Below are 20,947 nucleotides of genomic sequence, written 5' to 3' on the forward strand. Positions count from 1 at the left end.
CGGCGATGCCACCTGATCGTCTTCAGCGCGCTCGGCTCTCCCTTCTCGGACTCGCCCTCGGGGACGCGCTCGGATCCCAGTTCTTCGTCCCCGCCAACCAGCACCACCTTTCCTCCAGGTCGCTCCCGCCCGCGCCCTGGCAGTGGACCGACGACACCGAGATGGCCTGCTCGGTCTACCTGACGCTGGCCGCCCACGGCACCGTCGACCAGGACGCGCTCGCCGCGTCCTTCGCCCGGCGGCACGACTTCGACCGTGGCTACGGCCCGGCGACCAACCGGCTGCTCCGTCTGGTCCGCGAGGGCGGGGACTGGCGGACCCTGGCCGGCGACCTGTTCGACGGCTCCGGCTCCTGGGGCAACGGGGCGGCCATGCGCGTCTCGCCACTCGGCGCGTTCTTCGCCGACGACCCCGCCCAGGCGGCCCGCCAGGCGGCGCTTTCGGCCACCGTCACCCACACCCATCCCGAGGCGGTCGCCGGAGCCGTCGCCGTCGCCGTGGCCACCGCCCTCGCCGCCGGCGGTCCCCTGCCGCCGGGCGTGTTCGTCGACCGGATCCTCGAACACGTCCCGCAGGGCAAGGTCCGCGACGGCATCAAGGAGGCGCGCCACCTGCTGACCGTGTCCGACCCGCGGACGGCGGCCCACTTCCTCGGGAACGGCCGCACGGTCGCCGCCCACGACACCGTCCCCTTCACCATCTGGGCCGCCGCCCACCACCTCGCCGACTACGAGCAGGCCATCTGGACCACCGCGACGGCCGGCGGTGACATCGACACCACCTGCGCCATCGTCGGAGGCATCATCGCCGCCGGACTCGACCTCCACGACCTGCCGAACGCGTGGCGGCGGGTCACCGAACCCCTCCCGGAGTGGATCAACCCTTCCTGACCGGCCGCGCGAGGACGTCCCGGTGATCGAACACATGTTTGACCGGATGGGTAGAGTGGGGGGATGTTCCAAGCGTCGTTGCTGGACGGTACGGACGAGAGCGGCCCGCGGCCTCTGAGCGCGGTGCGGCGTACCGAGCTGGAGCGCGGCGCCTGGGTGGACGTCCTGCCGGGGTGGATTCCCAACGCTGACGCGCTGTTCGAGCGGCTGCTCACGTCCGTCCCATGGCGGGCCGAACGCCGGCGCATGTACGACAAAGTCGTGGACGTCCCCCGCCTCCTGGCGTTCTACGACGAGGACGCCGAACTGCCCGATCCCGTACTGGACGAAGCGAAGGCGGCGCTCGACGAGCACTACGCCGAAGAACTCGGGGAACCGTTCCGCACGGCCGGGCTCTGCCTCTACAGGGACGGCCGCGACAGCGTGGCCTGGCACGGCGACACCATCGGGCGCGGCGCCACGCACGACACGATGGTGGCGATCCTGTCGGTCGGCACCCCGCGGAGCCTGCTGCTCCGCCCGCGCGGGGGCGGAGCGGCGATCCGCCGCGACCTCGGCCACGGCGACCTCATCGTCATGGGCGGGAGCTGCCAGCGGACGTGGGAGCACGCGATCCCCAAGAGCGCCCGCGTGAAGGGCCCCCGGATCAGCGTCCAGTTCAGGCCTCGCGGAGTCCGCTGACCCGGGCGTGCGCCGCACGCCTCATGGCACCATAAGCGGTGATTCGTGAGGAGGCCCGTTGCTGCGTCTGGTCGTGTCACAGACCTCCCCCCGGGCGTATCCGACGGTGCTCGACGCGCTCCAGGCGCCGATGCCGTTCGGGGCCGCCGGGCGGCACATCCTGGTCGAGCCGGGGTTGTATCCGAACACCGGGTTCCGCAGCTCGGGCGACTTCGTCCTGACGGCCGTGGGCGGGCCGGGGTCGGTCACGCTGGACGGCGCCATGGACGCGACCGTCGAGCTCACCGGGCAGGTGACGCTGCAGGGACTCATCGTCCGCAACTGGAGCGCCGAGGGCCTCGCGCTGGAGGTCGCGGAGGGCAACGTCCTGGCGGAGCAGTGCGAGTTCGTGAGCCGCTCCGACCTCGCCGTGCGCGCGGCCCACGGAGCCCGGCTCGCGCTCAGGGACTGCCAGGTGCAGGACGGAGCGGTCGTGTACAGCGCCGCGACCGGGCTCATGGAGGGGACCGGCGTCACCGGGACGGACGGCAACGCGGTCGCGATCCGCAGCGGCAGCTCGGTGAGCATCCGGTCGTGCCGGATCGGCGACGCGGGCGGCCACGGCATCTGGGTGACCGAGGGGTCGCGGCCGCTCATCGAGCAGTGCACGATCAGCTCCCCGGCGAGCGCCGGGATCCGGGTGGACGACCGCGCGGACGCGGCGATCCGCAACTGCGCGTTCCACGGCTCCGGCCAGTCGTCCCTGATCGCCGTGGAGAAGGGCAAGGCGGTCGCGGACGACTGCCTGATCACGGACGCTGGCGCGGACGCGCTGTGGGTGGCGACGGGCGGCTCGCTGACCGCACGGCGGATCAGGATGGAGGCGCCGCACCGGACCGGCGTGGTCGTCGAGAAGGGCGTCGCGCTGCTGGAGGACTGCGAGGTCCTCGGACCGGGGGCCCACGGCCTGTCCTTCACCGAGCACGCGAACGTCACGGTCGTCCGGGGCCGCATCGCCGACGCGGGCAAGCTCGGCGCGCGGCTCGCCCCCGGGGCGCGCGCCCTGCTGGACGCGACGACCGTCAGCGGCAGCGGGTTCGCCGGGGTGAGCGTCGAACCGGGCGGCGAGCTCACCCTGCGCGGCTGCACGGTGGTCGACAACCACGGCCCGGGCGTCACCGCGAGCCGCGGCGCGAGCGTGCAGGCGAGCGGCCTCACAAGCGAGCGCAACCGGGGGCCGGACAGGCTCGACGAGGAGCCGGACGGCGGGGTGACCGCGCAGGTCACCGAGCCGGCGGCGGAGGAGGAGGCCAGGCCGGCGCCGCCGGCCGAGGCGAGGCCCGCCGGGGCGTCGGCGGACGCGCTGCTGGCCGAACTGGACGCGATGGTCGGCCTGGCCGGGGTCAAGCGCGAGATCCGCAAGCTGACGAACCTGCAGAAGGTCGCCGAGCAGCGGCGCCTCGCGGGCCTGCCGCCCGGCCCGGCGATCGGCCGGCACATGGTCTTCGCGGGCCCGCCCGGCACGGGCAAGACGACCGTCGCGCGGCTGTACGGCGGCATCCTCGCGGCGCTCGGCGTGGTCGAGAAGGGCCAGGTCGTCGAGGTCAGCCGGGCCGACCTCGTGTCGGAGAACGTCGGCGGGACGGCGCTGCGGACGTCCGAGGCGTTCGCGCGGGCCCTCGGCGGCGTGCTGTTCATCGACGAGGCGTACACGCTGGCCCGCAAGACCACGGGCACCGACTTCGGGCAGGAGGCCATCGACACGCTCGTCAAGCTGATGGAGGACCACCGCGACGAGGTCGTCGTCATCGCGGCCGGGTACTCGGCGGAGATGCGCGAGTTCCTCGCCGCCAACCCGGGACTGAAATCGCGGATCTCCCGGACGGTCGAGTTCGAGAACTACAGCCCGGCCGAGCTCCTCCAGATCACCGAGGCGCACGCGGCCAAGGACGGCTACCGCCTGGCCGGCGACGCGCGCACGGCGATCCTGGAGCACTTCACCACGCAGCGGCGGGACGCGGCCTTCGGCAACGGCCGGGCGGCGCGCCGGGTGTTCGAGGCCGCGGTGGAGAGGCAGGCGCAGCGCCTCGCCGAGCTGGAGGAACTGCCGTCCGGCGACGAGCTGAGCCTGCTGCTCGCCGAGGACCTCGACGTCGAGACGGGCCTCGCCGCGCGGTTCGGGGAGGCCCGCGACGCCGGCCAGGTCCGCGCCGTCCTCGCCCGGCTGTCGGCGATGACCGGGCTGGAGGAGGTCAAGCGGGAGATCGGCGACCTGCTGGACCTGCTCGCCTCGGCGCGGCGGCGGCGCGCCGCCGGGCTGGAGGCCGAGCCGTTCACCGGGCATCTGGTCTTCGCGGGCCCGCCGGGCACCGGCAAGACGACCGTGGCGCGCCTGTACGGGGAACTGCTCGCGGCCCTCGGCGTCCTCGCGCAGGGCCAGGTCGTCGAGGCGGCGCGGGTCGACCTGGTCGGGCAGTACGTCGGGCACACCGCGCAGAAGACGGCCGAGGTGTTCGACCGGGCGCGCGGCGGCGTCCTGTTCATCGACGAGGCGTACACGCTGTCGCGCCGGGCCGGCACGGACCACGACTTCGGGCAGGAGGCCATCGACACGCTGGTCAAGCTGATGGAGGACCACCGCGACGAGGTCATCGTGATCGCCGCCGGGTACACCGCCGAGATGGCGGGGTTCCTGTCCACGAACCCGGGCCTGGCCTCCCGCTTCGCCCGCACGCTGGCCTTCCGCCCCTACGAGGTGGACGGCCTCGTCTCGATCTTCCTGGGCAAGGCGGAGGCGGCGGACTACCTCGTCCCCGACCCGACCCGGGCGGCCCTCGCGGCCTGCCTGAAGGCGGACCGCGACCGCTTCCGGGAGGGCAACGGCCGCGAGGTCGACAAGCTCTTCCGCTCCGCCGTCACCGCCCACGCCCGCCGCACGGAACAACTGGCGAACACCGGCGCCGACCTGACCACCGACCAACTCACCACCCTCCTCCCCGAAGACATCACCCCGTGATCTCGCTCGCCGAGATCACCGCCGCGACGCACGCCCTGCTGGCTACCGCCGAGCGGCTGGACGACCGCGACGTCCGCGAGCCGTCCCTCCTTCCGGGCTGGACGCGCGGTCACGTCCTGACCCACGTCGCCCGCAACGCCGACGGTGGCACCCGCCTGCTGACCTGGGCGCGTACCGGTGTCGAGACCCGCGAGTACCCCAGCCTGGAGGCTCGCGCCGCAGAGATCGAGGAGGGCGCGTACCGTCCGGCGCGCGTTCTGCTGGAGGACGTCCGGCAGAGCGCCCAGCGGTTCGCGGCCGCCTTCACGCTCATGCCGGACGAGGCGTGGGGACGGGTCGTCCAGTGGACCGCGGGCGCACGCCACCCCGCGTCCCGCGCCGCCGACGCCCGCCTCACCGAGGTGCTCGTCCACCACGTCGACCTCGACGCGGGCTTCGGGCCCGCCGACTGGCCGGCCTCCCTCACCACCCGGATGCTCACCGCCGTCACCGCGTCCTACTCCCGCCGCGACGGGGCCCCGGACCTGAGGATCCGTGCCACCGACACGGGTGAGGAGCACGGTCGCGGCGACGTACTCGTCACCGGCTCCGCGGCCGCGCTCCTCGCCTGGCTGATGGGCCGCTCCCCCGGCACCGGCCTCACCGGCGCCGAGGGAGTCACGCTCCCCTTCCTCTACTGACGCCTACCGCTGCTACTGACGCCTACTGCTGCTACTGACGCCTACTGCTGCTACGCGGGGCAGGTCGTGCCGCGTGGGGGGAGGGTGAGGGAGATCAGGTAGGCGTCGATCGTGTTCTGCATGCAGGGGCCGCGGTTGTAGCTGCCGTGGCCCGCGCCTTCGTAGGTGAGCAGGCGGCCTGTGGGGCCGAGCTGCCGCTCGACGGTCTTCGCCCAGGCGTAGGGCGTGGCGGGGTCGTGGACGGCGTTGGCCAGCAGGATCGGCGCGCTCCCCTCGACGTGCAGGCGGTGCTGCGGGTTGCGGACTGGCTGCGGCCAGCCGAGGCACGCGGAGATCGCCATGACGGGACGCGCGAAGGTCATGTCCGGGGCGACCTTCTCCGTGCGGCGCATGATCTTCGCGTACTCGCCGTAGTCGCGGACGGGCAGGCTCCAGTCGGAGCAGAACTGCGCGGTGAAGGGGTCGGTCGTGGTCTCCCCCGCCTTCGGGGCCGCCGCCGTGCGCGTGCCCGGCTTGAGCGGCGGGGCCGCGTCCAGCGCGGCCAGTGTGGACGCGAGCTGCGCCCAGTCGGGGCCGTAGAAGCGCTTGTAGGCCATCAGGACGAGGCCGAACTCCGGCAGCGCGGCCCCCGGCGTCGACGGGTCGGGCAGTTCTCCCCGGGCGGCGCGGGCACGCAGGTCGCGCCATACGCCGCGGACGTCCTCGCCGTGCAGGGCGCACTCCTGCGTGCGCCCGCACCACGCGACGAACCGGTCGAACGAGTCCTGGGCGGCGGCCAGTTCGGAGGTCAGGAACCGCCGGGCGTCGGGGATGCTGTGGTCGTCGACGCTCTCCAGCACCATCGCCCGGACGCGCCCCGGGAACGTCTCGGCGTACATCTCGCCCAGCAGCGTGCCGTACGAGCTGCCGTGGAAGGTCAGCTTCGACTCGCCCAAGGCGGCGCGGATCGCGTCGACGTCCCGGACAGTGCTGAGCGTGTCGGCGTGGTCGTAGAGGGGGCCGGTTCGGGCGCGGCAGTCGGCTCGCAGGCGCGCGTTGTGGGCGAGGGTCGCCCGGAACTGCGCCGCACTCTTGATCATCGGCGAGGGCGCGGCGCGGACGAGGTCGGCCGAGCACGTGACCGGATGGCTGGCGCCGATGCCGCGCGGGTCGAAGCTGACGATGTCGAAGCGCCGGCGCAGCTGGTCGCTGAACCGGTCGATGCCGCTCTCGATCCTGGTGACGCGCTGGACTCCGGAGTCGCCGGGGCCGCCGGGACCGAACACGAGGGTGCCGACGCGGGCATCGGGGTCGAGGGCCTTGCGGCGCGCGATCGCGAGGCCGAACGCGGGGCCGTCCGGGCGGGACCAGTCGATCGGCAGCCGCAGGGTCGCGCACTCCGCCTTGCCGTCGTCGCCGCACGCGCGCCAGTCGATGGCGGGCGCCGAGCGCGGTGCGGCCTGGACGGACGGCGAGCGCGGCGCGGGCGACGCGGTGGCGGGGGGCGCGACGCCTGCCAGCGCCACGGCCCCGGCCCCGGCCCCGGCCAGGGCGGCGAGCCTGTTTCTGCGCAGCATGGAGGACCTTCCGGTGGGGGACGTCAGAAGCCCGCCCCTTCAGAGGCGGGCGACGGTCCCCGGCCCGGCCGTGGCCGGGGACCGCTGACGATCAAGGTAGGTGCGGTCCCCGCACCGGAACAGGGTGATCAGGGGCGGTTCAGGGTCGGATCAGGGTTCGCTCAGGGTGTGTGCTCACTCGTCCACGCTTCTCCGGTTCCTGTCAAAAATCGCCAGTAAACTCGCGCAACGTTCCGCAATACTCGACAATTCACTAGATTGACAACGGAAATGGGTTCCGTGCCTCAACGCCGCTCAAGTCCCCCGTCACGGATGGCGGCCAGGAGGGCTTTCCACTGGGCGGGCGCGAGAGCGAGGAACCCCGCGGAGATGTCGCGCGAGTCGCGCACCAGCACCGCCTGCCCGGCCGCCGCCACCTCGACGCATTCCTGACCGCCGGTGCTCGCGCTGCTCTTGCGCCAGTTCAGCGCCGCTCCCCGATTCGACCGGTACACCATCCAGCAACCCTCCATCCATTGCCGGCGGGTGCCGTCTCGCCAACCGATCGGGCAAGAACACCCGCGGGCGAGCACCAGCAGGGCACGACAAACCACGACCTTGTGGAAAATTTCCCGATCACGAGTGTAAACGGTTCTACTTATCCCGCCTACAAGGGAACACAAGATCACCCTGCGTGCTATGAGGGCTACTCGCCTTGTCGGTGTCCGATGCGGCCGTCACCTCCGTCACGTGGGTCGAGTTGCGGTCGGGAGTCAGGCCATGAGGTCCTCGGCGGCCTGCCGCAGCATCGCGATCGACTGGTCGGCCGGCAGCGCCTGCTCCAGCAGCAGCTCGAAGGTGTCGCGGTACTCGGTGATCCGGTCGTCCTCACCAGTGATCATCACGCTCGCGCCCGGGCGCGCCTCCAGCCAGAGGACGTCGTCGAGGTCGCCGTCGAACTCCAGGAGGCTGAACGGCCCGTCCAGCCCGAGGTGCGCGCCCGCCTTGAACGGGATGATCCGGACCGTCAGCAGGTCATCGCGCTCGGCCGTGTCGGCGATGTGGTTGAGCTGGGCCGGCATGATCGCGGGATCGCTCTTGATGCCGACGTGCCGCCGGACGACCGCCTCGTCGATGATGTAGTGCTGACGGGGCGGGTTCTCACGCTTGGCGAGCTCCTGCTGCCGTTGGATGCGCAACCGCGCGGCCAGCACCCGGGCCTGCTCGGACACCTTGCCGGTGGAGAGGACCTCGGCGTATTCCGGCGTCTGGATGAGCCCCGGGACGACCGTCCCGTGAAACTGGCGGATGTACGCGGCGCCCGCGGAGTAGCCCACATAGTTGAGAAAGCTGGGGTCGAACTCGCCGCGGTAGGCGTTCCACCAGGCGGGTTCGCGCGCACCGCGGGCGAGGGCCTGCAACCGCTCCTGCCGTCCCTCCGACGTGACGTCATATACGGCGAGCAGCGCCTGGAGGTCGGTGCGGGTGATGGCGTTCTTGCCGCCCTCCACCCGGATGAGCTTGGACGGGGACCACTCCAACTGCCGCGCCACCTGCTCCTGCGTCAGCTTCTTCTCTTTGCGCAGGCGGACGAGCTCGGTGCGAAGCAACGCACTCTGGACTATCGGGCCCTGGTCACTGGCCATGGGTTCGCTCACTCTGAGTAGTGCATGCCACCAAACTGGATGCTACATGGCAGTCGGGGACCTGGCATCCCACTTCCACACACGGCGCTACATGTCTTGGACATCTGATCTTCGCTCCGCCCACCAGACCCCGCCATATCGCCCAAAACTCGCGTGGGTAGCTTCCAGAGTGCTGCATACCGTCGGACTCTGTTGTAATGTGCTACATAGCAGATTAGCAGACGACGTGATGCAACGAGACGCGATGCCACATCCGGGAGCGGATGAGGTTGAACACAGGGTGAAGACCCGGCCGGACCCAAGGCGCATCCCGGCCGGGGCCGACCGCAGGCGGAGACGGGCCGGCCGCAGGCGGGAACGACAAAGGGCCGGGAAACGAGAGGGGCGCACGCGCCACACGGGGAGGTCGCAAGGGGAGACCAGCATCCGGGAACGCCGCGAGAGGCGACACCGGACGAAAGACGCACGAAGCAGCGAAGCCAGCGAAGGCAACAGAGCCAGCGAAGGCGACAGAGTCGCCCGCCGCTTCCCACCGATCACCGGTTTGGCAGCCATGACGACCGGCGGGAGAGCGGAGAGCGACTCCCTGGGCCGCACGAGACAGCCGGGCCGCTCCGCGCGCATCCTCTGCGAAGACGCAGAAAGATCCGGGCTGACCTGCCAAAATGTCTCTGCGGACTCATCTAGTCTAACCGCGATCACGCGGTGCGGACCATAGGTGATGTGACTCCGGTCACCGCCCCCACCGGACCTGACCGGTGCCCGGCGGACCCGTGAGTCGCGATTCGAGGCATGGGGTCCCTGACATGTCCAGACAGCACGTACCGTCCCCCACCTTCGCCGCCCACCCCGCGCGTCCGGCGGGAGAGTCGCCTCCCGCCGGGCCGGACGTCGGGCAGGTGGCCCGATGAACGAGCACGCCCGCCACCACGACCCGGACAAGATGGTCCCCGCCGAGATCGTCCCGCGGCAGCGGCCCGTCCGGCCGGCCGAGAACGTTCGGCGGCCCGGGTTCTGGAACGGGCTCACCACCATCGAGCGCGCCGCCTTCCTCGTCCTGGCGCAGGAGGTCGTCCACCCGGCCGGCACCGTGCTGTGGACCGAGGGCCAGGAGGCCGACCACACCTTCGTGATCAAGTCGGGCACGGTGCGGGTCTCCGTGGAACGGGACGGCCGCGAGCGGTTCGTCGCCTTCCGCGGGCCCGGCGACATCATCGGCGAGCGCGCCGCCCTGCAGTTGCGCCGTCGCTCGGCGACCGTCGTCGCCATGGACCCCCTCCATGTCCTGTGCCTGACGACGCACGAGTTCGTCGCCTACCTGAGCGACCACCCGCACGTGGTCGCCGTTCTCGAGCGCGAGATGTACAACCGGATGACCGAGCAGGGTCCGGGCCGGCCGCCGCAGCGCGTCCACTACCCCGCCGGCGCGGGCCACCCGTACGGCACCGCCGCGCAGTACGGCTCACCGCAGCCTTACGCCACGGCGCAGATCCCGGTGGTCCCGAACTACCCGTACGCGATGGCGGGGCCGTTCGCGGTGGCCGCCCCGAGCGCCGCGCACGAGCCCTGGGGCGGCGGCGAGGCCCGCATGGTGGAGCCCACGGCCGTGGTCAACGGGGCGTCCGCGACCCCGACGGCGCCCCCGACCGTGCCGGCCCGCACCGTGCCCGCCCGTTCCCGGCGGCAGGTCCGGTCCCTGGAGGCGGCCGTCGAGACGTCCTGGGATCGGCCGACGCAGCCCATGGTCCTCCCGGACGACGACGGCCCGTCCTGGGCCGGCCAGAACTGCACCATCGTCTACACCGACGTGGCCGGGTTCAGCTCGCCCGCCCGCAACGACGTCGACCGGATCGACGTGCGCCGCGCCATGTACCGGGCCCTCCGCGAAGCGTTCGAGGAGTCCGGCGTCCCCTGGCACGCCTGCCACGTCGAGGACCGGGGCGACGGCGCGCTCATCGTCATCCCGCCGCAGGTGCCCACGGCGACCGTGGTCGACCCCATGATGGTGTCGCTCGGCCGGCGGCTGCGCGGCCACAACCACCGGGCGAGCGGGGCCGTCCGCGTCCAGCTCAGGGTCGCGGTGAACGTCGGCCCCGTGATGCCCGATCCGCCCGGCGTGTCCGGCTCGTCCATCATCACGGCGGCCCGGCTCCTCGACGCCGGCCCGCTGAAGGAGCGGCTCGCCGCGACCGGGGCCGACCTAGGCGTCATCGCGTCCCGGTTCGTCTACGACTCCGTGATCGTCCCGAGCCCCGGCCAGGTGACCGCCGCCGAGTACGAGCGGATCACCTGCCGGGTGAAGGAGTCGGACCTCGAAGGCTGGATCCACCTGCGCGGCCTGCCCGCCCTCCCCGCCTTCTGACGTCCGACCGGCCGCCGGCCCACTCGGCCCGCCCCCCCGCGCGGGCCGCACCAGGCCGTCCCGCCTCCCCGGCCGTCCAGGCCGCCACGACCCCGCGCGCACCGTCGCCGCGGGGTTCTCCGCTTTCACCCCCGCCGCGGCTGCGGCTGGTCGACCGGCCGGCCGTCGTGGTGCCGCGGTATCCGCAGGACGAACCGGGCGCCGCGCTCGCTGTCCTCGATGGTGAGGGTGCCGCCGTGCAGCCGCGCGATCTCCCGGGCGATCGGCAGGCCGAGGCCCGAGCCCGCCGGGTCGCGGGCCTTGCTGGCCTCCAGGCGGGCGAAGCGCTGGAACACGAGGTCCCGGTCCTTCTCCGCGATGCCCGCGCCGTCGTCCATGACCTCCAGCACGGCGATGTCGTCCTCCCGCGAGACCGTGACGTCGACGCGCGACTCCGCGTGCCGCTCCGCGTTGTCCAGCAGGTTCGTCAGGAGCCGGACGAGCCTCAGCCGGTCGCCGCACACCGTCACGCCCTCCTGGAGATGCGGGACGATCCGCTTCGTCCGCTCCGAGCGCGCCAGCTCGATGGTGACCAGCGCGCCGAGGTCGACCGTCTCGACCTCCTGCCAGGCGGCGGCGTCCAGCCGGGCGAGCTGCAGCAGGTCCGTCACGATCGCCTGGAGCCGCTCCAGGGTCTGCAAGACGCCCCGCGCGGTCTGCGGCCAGTCGACGTCGTCGGGGTAGAGCAGGGCCTCCTCGATCTGGGCGCGCGCGGCCGCGATGGGGCTGCGCAGGTCGTGGGACGCGTCGGAGGTGAAGGTGCGCTGCCGTTCGAGGGCACTGTCCAGCCGGTCCAGGGTCGCGTTCGCGGCCTCCGCGAGCCGCCTGATCTCGTCCCGCGACTCCGGAACCGTCACCCGGCGGCCCGACTGCTGCGCGGTGATCTCCGCCAGCTCGGCCCGGATCGCCTCCACCGGCGCGAGGGTGTGGTCCACCGTCGCCCAGGCCCGCAGGCACCCCAGCAGGATCACCAGCAGCGAGACGCTGGCCAGGAACATGATCAGACCGGGGTGCACGTACCAGGGGACGATCGGGACCGCCGCGTAGATCAGCCAGTCGCCCCCCGGCTTGAAGACGCGGAAGCCGATCACCCAGAGGCATCGGTGGCGCCGCACCGGCGCGCACACCCTCCGGGTGGAGTACACGCGCGTCGCGGACGGGACGAAGTCGGCGAGCGGGCGGCCCGCCGGCACCCGTCCCGGCGTCCCCGCGATCACCGACCGGTTCTCGTCCAGGACCTGGAGGATGACGCCCTCCCCCGCGTCCAGCCGGGCGGGCGCCGACTCGCGCCGCAGGACGTACGACAGCCGGAACGCGGCCGCGGTCGCCTCGCCGCGGGACGAGTCGCTCTCCGATCCCCGCGCCGCCACGAGGATCAGCGTCGTCGCGATGGCGCAGATGATCGCGGTGACCGTCCCGGCAATAACGGTCATCCGCACCCGTATGGACCATGTGCGCCGTCCGCTCACCCGACCTCCCGCAGGTGAGGTAATCACCGCACACGCCGAAATCAGTCCTCTGAACAGCAGTGACGCATACAAGACAGGCCAAAGAAATGGTTGCCGAACCGACCGGTCAGGAAGAAGCCAGAGCGCTGATGGGCCTGCGGACTAGAATGCTCGGTTATGGAGCTGCGCCAACTTGAGTACTTCGTGGCGGTTACGGAGGAGGCCAGCTTCACGAGGGCCGCGGCCCGGTTGCACGTCGCCCAGCCGGGCGTGAGCGCCCAGATCCGGCAGCTGGAGCGGGAGCTCGGCCAGCCGCTGCTCGACCGCTCCGGGCGGACCGTCCGGCTGACCGAGGTCGGCGCGGCCGTCCTGCCCTACGCGCGGGCGGCGCTCGCGGCGGTGGAAGGCGCCCGCCTGTCGGTGGACGAGCTGACGGGCCTGCTCCGCGGGCACGTCACGATCGGCACGATCGACTGGATCCGGTCGCTGGACCTCCCCGGCATGCTGGCCGGCTTCCACCGCGACCATCCGAACGTCGAGATCACGGTCGTCCAGGAGGACACCGCCAGGCTGACCGAGGGGCTTCGCACCGGACGGATCGACCTGGCCTTCCTCAGCATCGGCGCCGAACCGCCCGAGGGCATCGCGACGCAGGTCGTGATCGAGCAGGACCTCTTCGCCGCCGTCGGCCGCGGCCACCCGCTCTCCCGCAGGTCGACGGTCACCCTGCGGGCCCTCGCCGAGGAGAACCTGATCTGCCTGCCGAAGGGCACCGGGCTGCGGGCCGTCCTGGACGAGGCGTTCGCGGACGCCGGGTTCCGCCCGCGCATCGCGTTCGAGGCGGGCGAGCCGCCCGTGCTGGCGGAGATCGCCGCGCACGGCCTCGGCGTCGCCGTGCTGCCCGAGTCGGCGGCGCGCGGCCGCCCGGACGACCTGCACGCGCTGCCGGTCGTCCGCCCGCGGCTCACCGGCCGGATCGCCCTGGCCTGGCGCGCCGAGGGGCCGCGCGGCCCGGCGGCGCGGGCGCTGATCGCCCGCGCGCGCCGGACGCCCGCCTGATCAGGCCGCCCGCTCGTCGGAGTCGTCCAGGACGCCGCGCAGGACGTCCGGCCTGTCGGTGATGATCCCGTCCACGCCGAGGTCGACGGCCCGCTCCATGTCGCGGGGGTCGTCGATCGTCCAGGTGAGGACGTCCATCCCCGAGTCCTGCACCTCGTCGACGTAGGACTCGGTCAGGCCGCCGAAGGGCGGGTTGACCTGGTCCGCGTACTCTGCGAGGTCCGGCAGGTCGTCGACGTCCGGGGTACCGAGCAGGCCGGTCGGCACCCTCGGCAGGACGGCGTGGAACCGCCGCACCGACCCCCAGTCGAACGACTGGACGACGAGGTGCCGCTCGTGCGGGTCGTACCGGAGCCAGGACGGGTGCCTCCTCAGCTCCGCCGCGATGCGCCGCTCGATGCCCGGGTAGAGCGCGGGGCTCTTGATCTCCAGGAGCAGCCCGAGGCCGCTGCCGCGCATCGCGGCCAGCACCCGGCCGAGCGTCGGGACGCGTTCGCCCGCGTACCGCTTCGCGAACCAGCCGCCGGCGTCCAGCCTCCCGATCTCGGCGAGGGTGAAGTCGGCGACCCGCCAGGGCCTGCGCTCCGGGTAGAGGTCCTCCGCGTTCGTCGTCCGGGCGAGCGTGGTGTCGTGCATGATCACGAGCTGGTGGTCTTCGGTCTCCTGGACGTCCAGCTCGAACATGTCGGCGCCCTTGGCCTTGGCGAGCCTGAACGCCGAGAGCGTGTTCTCCGGCGCGTACGCGGACGCGCCGCGGTGCGCGACGTCCACGACGTCGGCGTCCGGATCCGGGGCCGTCGCGGTGCGCGGGCGCGGTTCCGGGGCGCCCGGCGGGGACAGGAACGGGTCGGGGCCTGGCCGGGCGGCGGCGGGCGCCGCCGGGACGGCGACGGCCGCGGTGGCCAGGACGGCGATGAGCGCGAGACGATTCCGCCGGTGCATCAGTCACCTCTCGGGAGCCGGGGCTGTCCGCCCCAACCCTCGGACCGTCCGGTGACACCGGGGTGACGGATTGGTAGCAGACTGTGTATCGATGGTGACGATACGCATCCGGTCCCGTCAGGACGAGTCAGACACGGCCGATCCGCCCGAACGGCCTCCGGACTCGTCGGTGCCGTCCCTTTCGTCCGCCTCCGCGGCACGCGCGCTCCTGGCCGCCTTCGCCAGGACCAGCGCGCCGAACAGCAGCCTCCTGCTGCGCCTCAGCGGGCGCGGGAACCTGGTCCGCTCCGCCCTCGGCACTGGCCGCGGCGCGGGCACCGCGGGAGGAGCCGGGTGGCGGGGCATGCCCAGCCGGGTGGGACGGCTCCGGCCGCGCAGCGTCACCGACCGTCCGACGTCCCACTCGTCCGACTCGGCGAGGTGCGCCAGGTCGAGGACGGTCGCCGAGGCGAGGACCCGCCCCTCCTCGTCCTTCGCGAGGTCGCTGAGCCGGGCCGCCTCGTTCACCGGATCGCCGATCACCGTGTACTCGAACCGCTCCTCGGCGCCGATGTACCCGGCGACGACCGGGCCGGCGGACACGCCGATCCCCGCGTCCAGCATCGGCACCTCGGCGCGCAGCCGCACCGCCAGCTCCCGGGCCGCGCCGAGCGCGCCGCCGGCCGAGTCCTCCAGCTGCGTCGGCGCCCCGAAGATCGCCAGCGCCGCGTCCCCCTCGAACTTGTTGATCCAGCCGCCGTGCTTCGCCACCACCGACACCACGACGCCGAAGAACTTGTTGAGCAGCCCGACCACCTCGTCCGGGCTGCGCGTGTCGGCCAGCCTCGTGGACCCCGTCAGGTCGACGAACAGCACGGCCACCTCGCGCGTCTCGCCGCCGAGCGTGACGACGCCGCGCTCCAGCGCCAGGTCGGCGACCTCCTCGCCGACGTGCCGCCCGAACAGGTCGCGCAGCCACTCGATCTCGCGGAGCCCGGCGACCATGTGGTTGAACCCGGCCTGCAGCTGCCCGACCTCGCTCGCGTCGTACACGGCCACCTCGGCGCCGAGATCGCCCCGCTCGACCTGCGCCATCCCGCTGCGCACCGCCTTGATCGGATCGGCGATCGCCCGCGTCGCCATGTAGATCACGCAGACCCCGGCGAGCAGCGCGGCGCCGCCGAGCCCGAGGATCGTGATCGCGAGCTGGGCGACGTTGATGTCGGGCGAGGCCAGCGCCGCGATCGCGACGCAGATCAGCCCGAACACCGGGATCGCCGTCCCGAGCGCCCAGGCGAGCATCACCCGCGTCGTCACCCCGGGCAGCCGGAGCCGCTTCGGCCGCTCCGCGCCCAGCACCAGCGCCGCCGCCGGCCGCAGCAGCCGCTCCGACAGCAGGTAGACGATCGTGCAGGTCGTGCCCGCGCCGAGCAGGCACGTCAGGCCCGTCTTCACCGCGAGCCGCCCGGTGAACAGGATCAGGTCGAGCGCCGCCCAGCCGAGCGCGCCGACCGCCCACAGCGCTCCGACGAGCAGCGTCAGCCGCAGCGGCCCGAGCAGCACGGCCCGGCGCTGCCGCCGGTCGGGCTCGCCCCCGTCCCGGACGAACGTGACCACCGGGCGCCACAGCCACAACCCGCACAGCAGCGCCGCCGGAGCCGCGATGACCGGGTAGCTGAAGAACGCGACCGCGTTGACCAGGTGCACGTAGTCGCGGTCGTCCAGCGGCGGATCGGGGACGACGAACGTCGCGAACAACAGCACCACCAGCGCGCCGACGGCGTTCGCGACGCCCACGACGAACAGCAGGACCCACCGCACCCGGATCTCGAGCCTGCTGGTCACGCGCGCCTCCGGAGGGAAGGAACCGCCAGGGGGATCATCCCACGGCGGAGGGCGTCCCGGCGGGCCGACCGCCGGGACGCCCCTCCCTCAGACGCTCTCCTCGGCCACGGCCACCGGAACCCGCGCCTCCTGGGAGCTGCGCCGGACGAACGGCCAGCCGACCACGACCAGCGCCGCCCACGCGCCCATCACGTACAGCGCGATCCGCGTGTCGGCCTCCCAGGCGATCGTCACCGTGACGAACGCGAAGAACGCCAGCACGGCCCAGTTCGTGTACGGCGCCCACGGCATCCGGTACGACGCCTCCGGCAGCTCACCGGCCGCCGCCCGCCGCCTGTAGGCCATGTGCGCGAGCAGGATGACCGTCCACACCAGCAGGGCCCCACCGGTGGAGACGGACGTGATGTACTCGAACGCCTTGTCCGGCACGACCGCGTTGACGACCACGCCGATGCCCATGACCAGCGCGGAGATGACGACGGTCAGCACGGGCACACCACGCCCGTTGAGCCGTCCGAGCACCTTCGGGCCGTCCCCGTTGACGCCGGCCGTCCGCAGCATCCGGGACGTCGAGTAGAGCCCGCCCGCGTTGCAGGACGACAGCGCCGCCGTCAGCACCACGAAGTTGACGATGTCCCCGCCGCCCGGAATCCCGATCCGGTCGAACGCCAGCACGAACGGGCTGGCCCCGCCCTTGAACGCCGTCCAGGGCACCACCGCGAGGATCACCAGGAGCGACCCCAGGTAGAACAGCGCGAACCGCAGCGGCAGCGCGTTGATCGCCCGCGGGATGTTCTTCTCCGGGTCCTTGGCCTCGCTCGCCGTCACGCCCACCAGCTCGACGCCCAGGTAGGCGAACATCACCATCTGCAGCGTCATGATCGTGGCCCCGGCCCCTTCGGGGAACACGCCCCCGTGGTCCCACAGGTTCCCGACCCGCGCGGTGTCCCCGGCGTCGCTGAACCCGAAGACCAGCACCCCGAGCCCCACCAGGATCATCATCACGATCGCCGCGACCTTGATCATCGCGAACCAGAACTCCAGCTCGCCGAAGAGCTTCACCGAGATCAGGTTCACCACGAACAGCACCACCAGCGCGACCAGCGCCGTCTGCCACTGCTCGACGCCCGGCCACCACTTCTGGATGTACTTGCCGGCCGCGGTCAGCTCCGCCATCCCGGTCGTCACCCAGATGATCCAGTACGTCCAGGTCGTGGCGTAGCCCCAGAACGGCCCGAGGAACTCCCGGGCATACCCGGCGAACCCGCCCTCCGTCCGCCGGTACGTCAACAGCTCGCCGAGCGCCCGCATGACGAAGAACAGGGCCAGCCCCGCCACGGCGTACGTCAGGATCAGGCTCGGCCCGGCCTTGGCGATGTTCTCTCCGGCGCCCAGGAACAGCCCGGTGCCGATCGTCCCGCCGATGGCCAGCATCTGGATCTGGCGGGTGCCAAGCCCGCGTTGGTAGTCCTCCGCGCTCTGGTCGTTTGGGAGCTTCGCGACCACGCGGCCTCCTCTCTACAGCCGTCCCCACAGGGGAAGCGGCGCCACCCTCCGATCACGCACGGTTGCGTAACCCGGACAGAGTAGGAGCCCCAAGCACAAACACGAAACACACCTGCCCGCCCGGTATCTCCCTGCCCCGTTCGTCCCCTCCCCCGCCCGGGGTAATCGAGTTGGCGACGCACTCGGCCATCGCGTATGCTCTCGGACGTCGCCAAGCGCCGGGAAAACCGGCCAAGACACCCCTCCAGAGCCGCTAGGCTCGGAGCAGCAAGGTCCTGTGGAGCAGTTAGGAGTGCTCGCCACCCTGTCAAGGTGGAGGCCGCGGGTTCAAATCCCGTCAGGACCGCCAGACGCGCCGACGCGCGTCCTGGGCAGGTAGCTCAGTCGGTACGAGCGTCCGCCTGAAAAGCGGAAGGTCGGCGGTTCGACCCCGCCCCTGCCCACCTGATCAAGCTTCACAAAGAAGCGCCCGACCTGCAAGAACAGGTCCGGGCGCTTCTCTCGTCCGTCCGGCTGTGTCCGACCGTCACCGGCCCTCGGCGAGCGTCTGTGCCGAATACGCGCCGAAGCGCTGCCCCGCACGAGCGGACGCCGGACACGCTGAGATGCCCCCAGAGGGAGCCGCACCGGCCCTCGCTCGACGAACCTTCGGCCGAGCAGAGGGCCGGCGCGTACAGTGGGAATGTTCCTCTCTCGCCACGCTAGCCGCTTACGAGGGCGCGCACTGTGTCGAGAACGGCTAGGAACACCGCGCCTGCCACCGCTGCCGAGAGCAGCAAGGCGCACAGGCGGGCGAGCCCGGACCAGCTACCGAGGGCCATCTCGACAGCCAGCCGGGCCGCCCGCCCAACTTCCTCGGGCCATCCCATCAATTCACCTCCTTCCAGGCATACAGACAGCTTCCAGGCACACAAAAAGACGCACCCGTGCAGCGCAGAGACGGAAGCAGCGACCTCTTATGAGGGTTTCAAGGCCGTGCCTGCCTGGCCAGGCGTCTTCCGCAATGCGTGCATGAGCGCGCCCAAGGGCGTGCAGTCTTGCTATTCGGTTGTCCTGGACGACGTCCAGGGGAGACGACCCCGCCATGCCAGGCAGCGGGGTGGGGTACCTCCCGGTAGAGCTTCGAGAAGTATTATGCCTGGACGCTCGTGGGCTGTCCCCAGATAGGGTAAAGATAGGTCCGACGTGCAGGTATGCAGTCACGCGCATCCCCCGGCGCAGGCCGTCCGCGCTGCATGGCCAGGCAGCACGCGCACCGACCTGGCGGATGCTTCAGGTTGCCGACCGTGGCGGACTCAAGCCAGCGACGAACGTCTCCGATTGGGCGTACGCTCTGCTCCATGGCGCTCACAGAGATCACGTGTGAAGCCGTTCTTAAGGCATTTACTGAGTATCAGGAACGTGGCCGCGAGAAGTTCCTGAGTCATTACGGCTACAGAGAAGCCCGTAGTGAAGACGAGGGCATCGTCATCTTTCTTGGTGTACTTGGTCAGGTGTGCGACTAGGTGGGGCCTGATCGCATCGGGGATGGCGACCGTGCGAATGCCCGTCCGTGACTTGGTGTGGTCCGAGAGTCATCCGTCCATTGGCATCGCAGCAACGACAACCGGAGCCTGATGGTGGACGCAAAAGCCCGAGTGCAGGCCAGCTTTAGGGAGATGCTCAAGAACCAGATTGCTCCGGCCCTCCGAGAGATGGGGTTCAAGGGGTCCGGCCAGACCTACCGCTTGGACGTTCCCGACCACTGGGCAATGATCGGTTTTCAACGCTCCTATTGGGCGGCTCCTGACGTGATCTCGTTCACGATCAACGTGCTTGCGTTCTCGAAGGCCGACTGGGATCAGCGGCGTGAACAGAGGTCGCACCTTCCCGAACAACCGAACCCCAATCGCTACTACGCGCCCAACGTGCTGTGGCAGCACCGGATCGGCCATTTACTGCCACCGAAACCACGAGACGTCTGGTGGCAACTCAAGGACGGGGAGCCGACAGAGGCCGTTGCTCGCGAGGTGATCGCAGGAGTGCGGGATCACGTGCTACCGGCGATTCGCCGGCAGACCACACCCTGAGACTGCTCGCGAGCGCATCGAGATGGCGTTCACAGAAGTGGCCACGGTGATCAACACGACGTTGCCCGCAGCGCCTACGATCATCCAGCCTGGTGGGGCACTGACCCGAAGCACACTCAAGCCGTCTGGCTGGATACCGGCTACCAGGCCCGCCCGAACCTGCCCGCGCAGCGCGTGACCTTCATCAAGACGGGCTGAGACTGACAGCAACAGCAGGCGCCATCCCCAGCACAGTGGCAGCCAGTCAGCCTCAGTCGATGCTGGCGCGCCAGGGGTGTAGCTAAAGCTGAAAAGCGGAAGGTCGGCGGTTCGACCCCGCCCCTGCCCACACTTGCGAGCAGCAGAGACGCCCCGGAGCCACGCGCTCCGGAGCGTTGTGTTTGGCCGCCGCGCACGACATCAAGACGCAGACGGTCGGCCACCGATGTGAGCCAGGATTTACATTGGCGGGGTGCCTTGGGCGGAGCGCGCGGCGAGTGCCGTCTGGCCTCGGGCGACGAGGTATACGCGGGGTGGAGGCTCAGTCGCCGGTTCGTCCGGCGTCTGCTCGTTCGCTGTGCGAGTGGACGGGGTCTGGTTCTCTCACGGATGTCGGTCAATCGGTGTTGGCGGCGACATGCTTTGGCGCAATTGACCATCGCTGAGCTTGGTGAGTTCTCGTCGGTGAAGACGGGGATGCCCTTCTCGGCGGCGGGGGCGGAGCTCTCTTGTCAGGCCGGAGAGCCGTTGGGGTCGAACGCGTCCTCGAGCATTTCTGCGTACTCGGCGTCGGTCGCGCCGCGCCACTCCCCGTTCGTCGGGTCTTGGACCAGCCACGGCTGGTAGAGCGTGCCCTCCGTCCACTTGGAGAACCAGTCAACGATGGTCATGTGCTGCGGGAACGCGCATGGCACACCGTCCGGCGCCGGGTTCGGGTCGGAGCCCCACACCTGATCGTCAGTGAGGTCGAGCACGCTGCTGATTCCGCAACCCCAGTCACACAGGGTGAGGACACCCCCCTTGATCCCCGTCAGCGCGTTCAGGCCGCCGGCTCGGTGCCCGTCCCTGAGACCGAGGAGCCCGTACCCCGGACCGAAACCGCCGTTGCCGACCTCCAGGTAGAGCCGACGCAGCAGCGATGGCAGCGGTCGGCCGGCGAGTTCCTCGGCCTCCGCGACCGCGGAGGGCGGTGCCGGTCGCAGCGGCGCCGATCGGCCGGGTGGCACCTCGTCGATATAGCCGCCCGCAGCGATCCGCCGGACGACCGCATCGAACACCTGGTCCTCTCTTGC

General features: G+C 71.4%; 16 protein-coding genes and 2 tRNA genes. 10 read left to right on the forward strand and 8 right to left on the reverse strand.

The features are described 5' to 3' along the window. Nucleotides 1-5: 5 nt before the first annotated feature. The 4 genes from K4S16_RS27880 (at nucleotide 6) to K4S16_RS27895 (ending at nucleotide 5,246) form a co-directional block, all read left to right on the forward strand. Nucleotides 6-890, forward strand: coding sequence for an ADP-ribosylglycohydrolase family protein (locus K4S16_RS27880; protein ID WP_149261984.1), 885 nt, complete (start codon nucleotides 6-8; stop codon nucleotides 888-890). 63 nt (nucleotides 891-953) lie between these two features. Continuing rightward, nucleotides 954-1,571, forward strand: coding sequence for an alpha-ketoglutarate-dependent dioxygenase AlkB (locus tag K4S16_RS27885; protein WP_149261985.1), 618 nt, complete (start codon nucleotides 954-956; stop codon nucleotides 1,569-1,571). Between the two features lie 58 nt (nucleotides 1,572-1,629). Continuing rightward, entirely contained in the window at nucleotides 1,630-4,566 is a 2,937-nt protein-coding gene (locus tag K4S16_RS27890) for an AAA family ATPase (protein WP_149261986.1), read from the forward strand. Next, on the forward strand, nucleotides 4,563-5,246 hold the full coding sequence (locus tag K4S16_RS27895) for a maleylpyruvate isomerase family mycothiol-dependent enzyme (RefSeq protein ID WP_149261987.1): 684 nt from the start codon (nucleotides 4,563-4,565) through the stop codon (nucleotides 5,244-5,246). The genes K4S16_RS27890 and K4S16_RS27895 overlap by 4 nt, the downstream gene beginning before the upstream one ends. A 50-nt stretch (nucleotides 5,247-5,296) precedes the next feature. Here the strand turns inward: K4S16_RS27895 and K4S16_RS27900 are convergent, their stop codons facing one another. The 3 genes from K4S16_RS27900 to K4S16_RS27910 form a co-directional block, all read right to left on the reverse strand. Further along, the gene (locus K4S16_RS27900) at nucleotides 5,297-6,802 is read right to left on the reverse strand and encodes an alpha/beta hydrolase (RefSeq protein ID WP_149261988.1); all 1,506 of its coding nucleotides are present in this window, start codon (nucleotides 6,800-6,802) and stop codon (nucleotides 5,297-5,299) included. A gap of 284 nt (nucleotides 6,803-7,086) precedes the next feature. Further along, a complete protein-coding gene (locus tag K4S16_RS27905) occupies nucleotides 7,087-7,299 on the reverse strand; it encodes a DUF397 domain-containing protein (protein WP_149261989.1) in 213 nt (70 codons plus the stop codon). A 255-nt stretch (nucleotides 7,300-7,554) separates the two neighbouring features. Continuing rightward, nucleotides 7,555-8,427, reverse strand: a complete 873-nt coding sequence (locus K4S16_RS27910) for a helix-turn-helix transcriptional regulator (RefSeq protein ID WP_149261990.1) — start codon at nucleotides 8,425-8,427, stop codon at nucleotides 7,555-7,557. Nucleotides 8,428-9,334: 907 nt separating this feature from the next. On the opposite strand from K4S16_RS27910, the gene K4S16_RS27915 reads away from it, so the two are divergent. After that, nucleotides 9,335-10,789, forward strand: coding sequence for a cyclic nucleotide-binding domain-containing protein (locus tag K4S16_RS27915; protein WP_149261991.1), 1,455 nt, complete (start codon nucleotides 9,335-9,337; stop codon nucleotides 10,787-10,789). Between the two features lie 125 nt (nucleotides 10,790-10,914). Here K4S16_RS27915 and K4S16_RS27920 read toward each other — a convergent pair whose 3' ends face one another. Then, complete coding sequence (locus K4S16_RS27920) at nucleotides 10,915-12,261, reverse strand: HAMP domain-containing sensor histidine kinase (RefSeq protein WP_149261992.1); 1,347 nt, start codon at nucleotides 12,259-12,261, stop codon at nucleotides 10,915-10,917. A 192-nt stretch (nucleotides 12,262-12,453) separates the two neighbouring features. Here K4S16_RS27920 and K4S16_RS27925 point away from each other — a divergent pair, with 192 nt between their 5' ends. Further along, nucleotides 12,454-13,335 (forward strand): LysR family transcriptional regulator, encoded by an 882-nt coding sequence (locus tag K4S16_RS27925; RefSeq protein WP_149261993.1) that lies wholly within the window; start codon nucleotides 12,454-12,456, stop codon nucleotides 13,333-13,335. On the opposite strand, the gene K4S16_RS27930 is transcribed toward K4S16_RS27925, so the two are convergent. From K4S16_RS27930 to K4S16_RS27940, 3 genes are all read right to left on the reverse strand, one after another. Further along, complete coding sequence (locus K4S16_RS27930) at nucleotides 13,336-14,277, reverse strand: glycerophosphodiester phosphodiesterase family protein (protein WP_200842160.1); 942 nt, start codon at nucleotides 14,275-14,277, stop codon at nucleotides 13,336-13,338. 117 nt (nucleotides 14,278-14,394) lie between these two features. Then, nucleotides 14,395-16,101 carry an adenylate/guanylate cyclase domain-containing protein gene (locus tag K4S16_RS27935; RefSeq protein WP_149261994.1) on the reverse strand — a complete coding sequence of 569 codons (1,707 nt, stop codon included), beginning with the start codon at nucleotides 16,099-16,101 and terminating at the stop codon, nucleotides 14,395-14,397. 87 nt (nucleotides 16,102-16,188) lie between these two features. Then, nucleotides 16,189-17,607, reverse strand: a complete 1,419-nt coding sequence (locus tag K4S16_RS27940; RefSeq protein ID WP_200842161.1) for an amino acid permease — start codon at nucleotides 17,605-17,607, stop codon at nucleotides 16,189-16,191. 271 nt (nucleotides 17,608-17,878) lie between these two features. Here K4S16_RS27940 and K4S16_RS27945 point away from each other — a divergent pair. The 4 genes from K4S16_RS27945 (at nucleotide 17,879) to K4S16_RS27955 (ending at nucleotide 19,676) form a co-directional block, all read left to right on the forward strand. Beyond that, nucleotides 17,879-17,956 (forward strand) — tRNA-Asp (locus tag K4S16_RS27945). A gap of 20 nt (nucleotides 17,957-17,976) precedes the next feature. Beyond that, nucleotides 17,977-18,050 (forward strand) — tRNA-Phe (locus K4S16_RS27950). Nucleotides 18,051-18,947: 897 nt separating this feature from the next. Continuing rightward, a complete protein-coding gene (locus K4S16_RS44515) occupies nucleotides 18,948-19,112 on the forward strand; it encodes a hypothetical protein (RefSeq protein ID WP_160161055.1) in 165 nt (54 codons plus the stop codon). Nucleotides 19,113-19,265: 153 nt separating this feature from the next. Continuing rightward, nucleotides 19,266-19,676, forward strand: coding sequence for a DUF4304 domain-containing protein (locus tag K4S16_RS27955; RefSeq protein WP_160161056.1), 411 nt, complete (start codon nucleotides 19,266-19,268; stop codon nucleotides 19,674-19,676). 710 nt (nucleotides 19,677-20,386) lie between these two features. Here K4S16_RS27955 and K4S16_RS27960 read toward each other — a convergent pair. Then, nucleotides 20,387-20,932 (reverse strand): hypothetical protein, encoded by a 546-nt coding sequence (locus K4S16_RS27960; RefSeq protein WP_149261996.1) that lies wholly within the window; start codon nucleotides 20,930-20,932, stop codon nucleotides 20,387-20,389. Between the last annotated feature and the right edge of the window lie 15 nt (nucleotides 20,933-20,947).

This window comes from Actinomadura sp. K4S16, assembly GCF_008327685.1.
GTDB lineage: Bacteria > Actinomycetota > Actinomycetes > Streptosporangiales > Streptosporangiaceae > Spirillospora.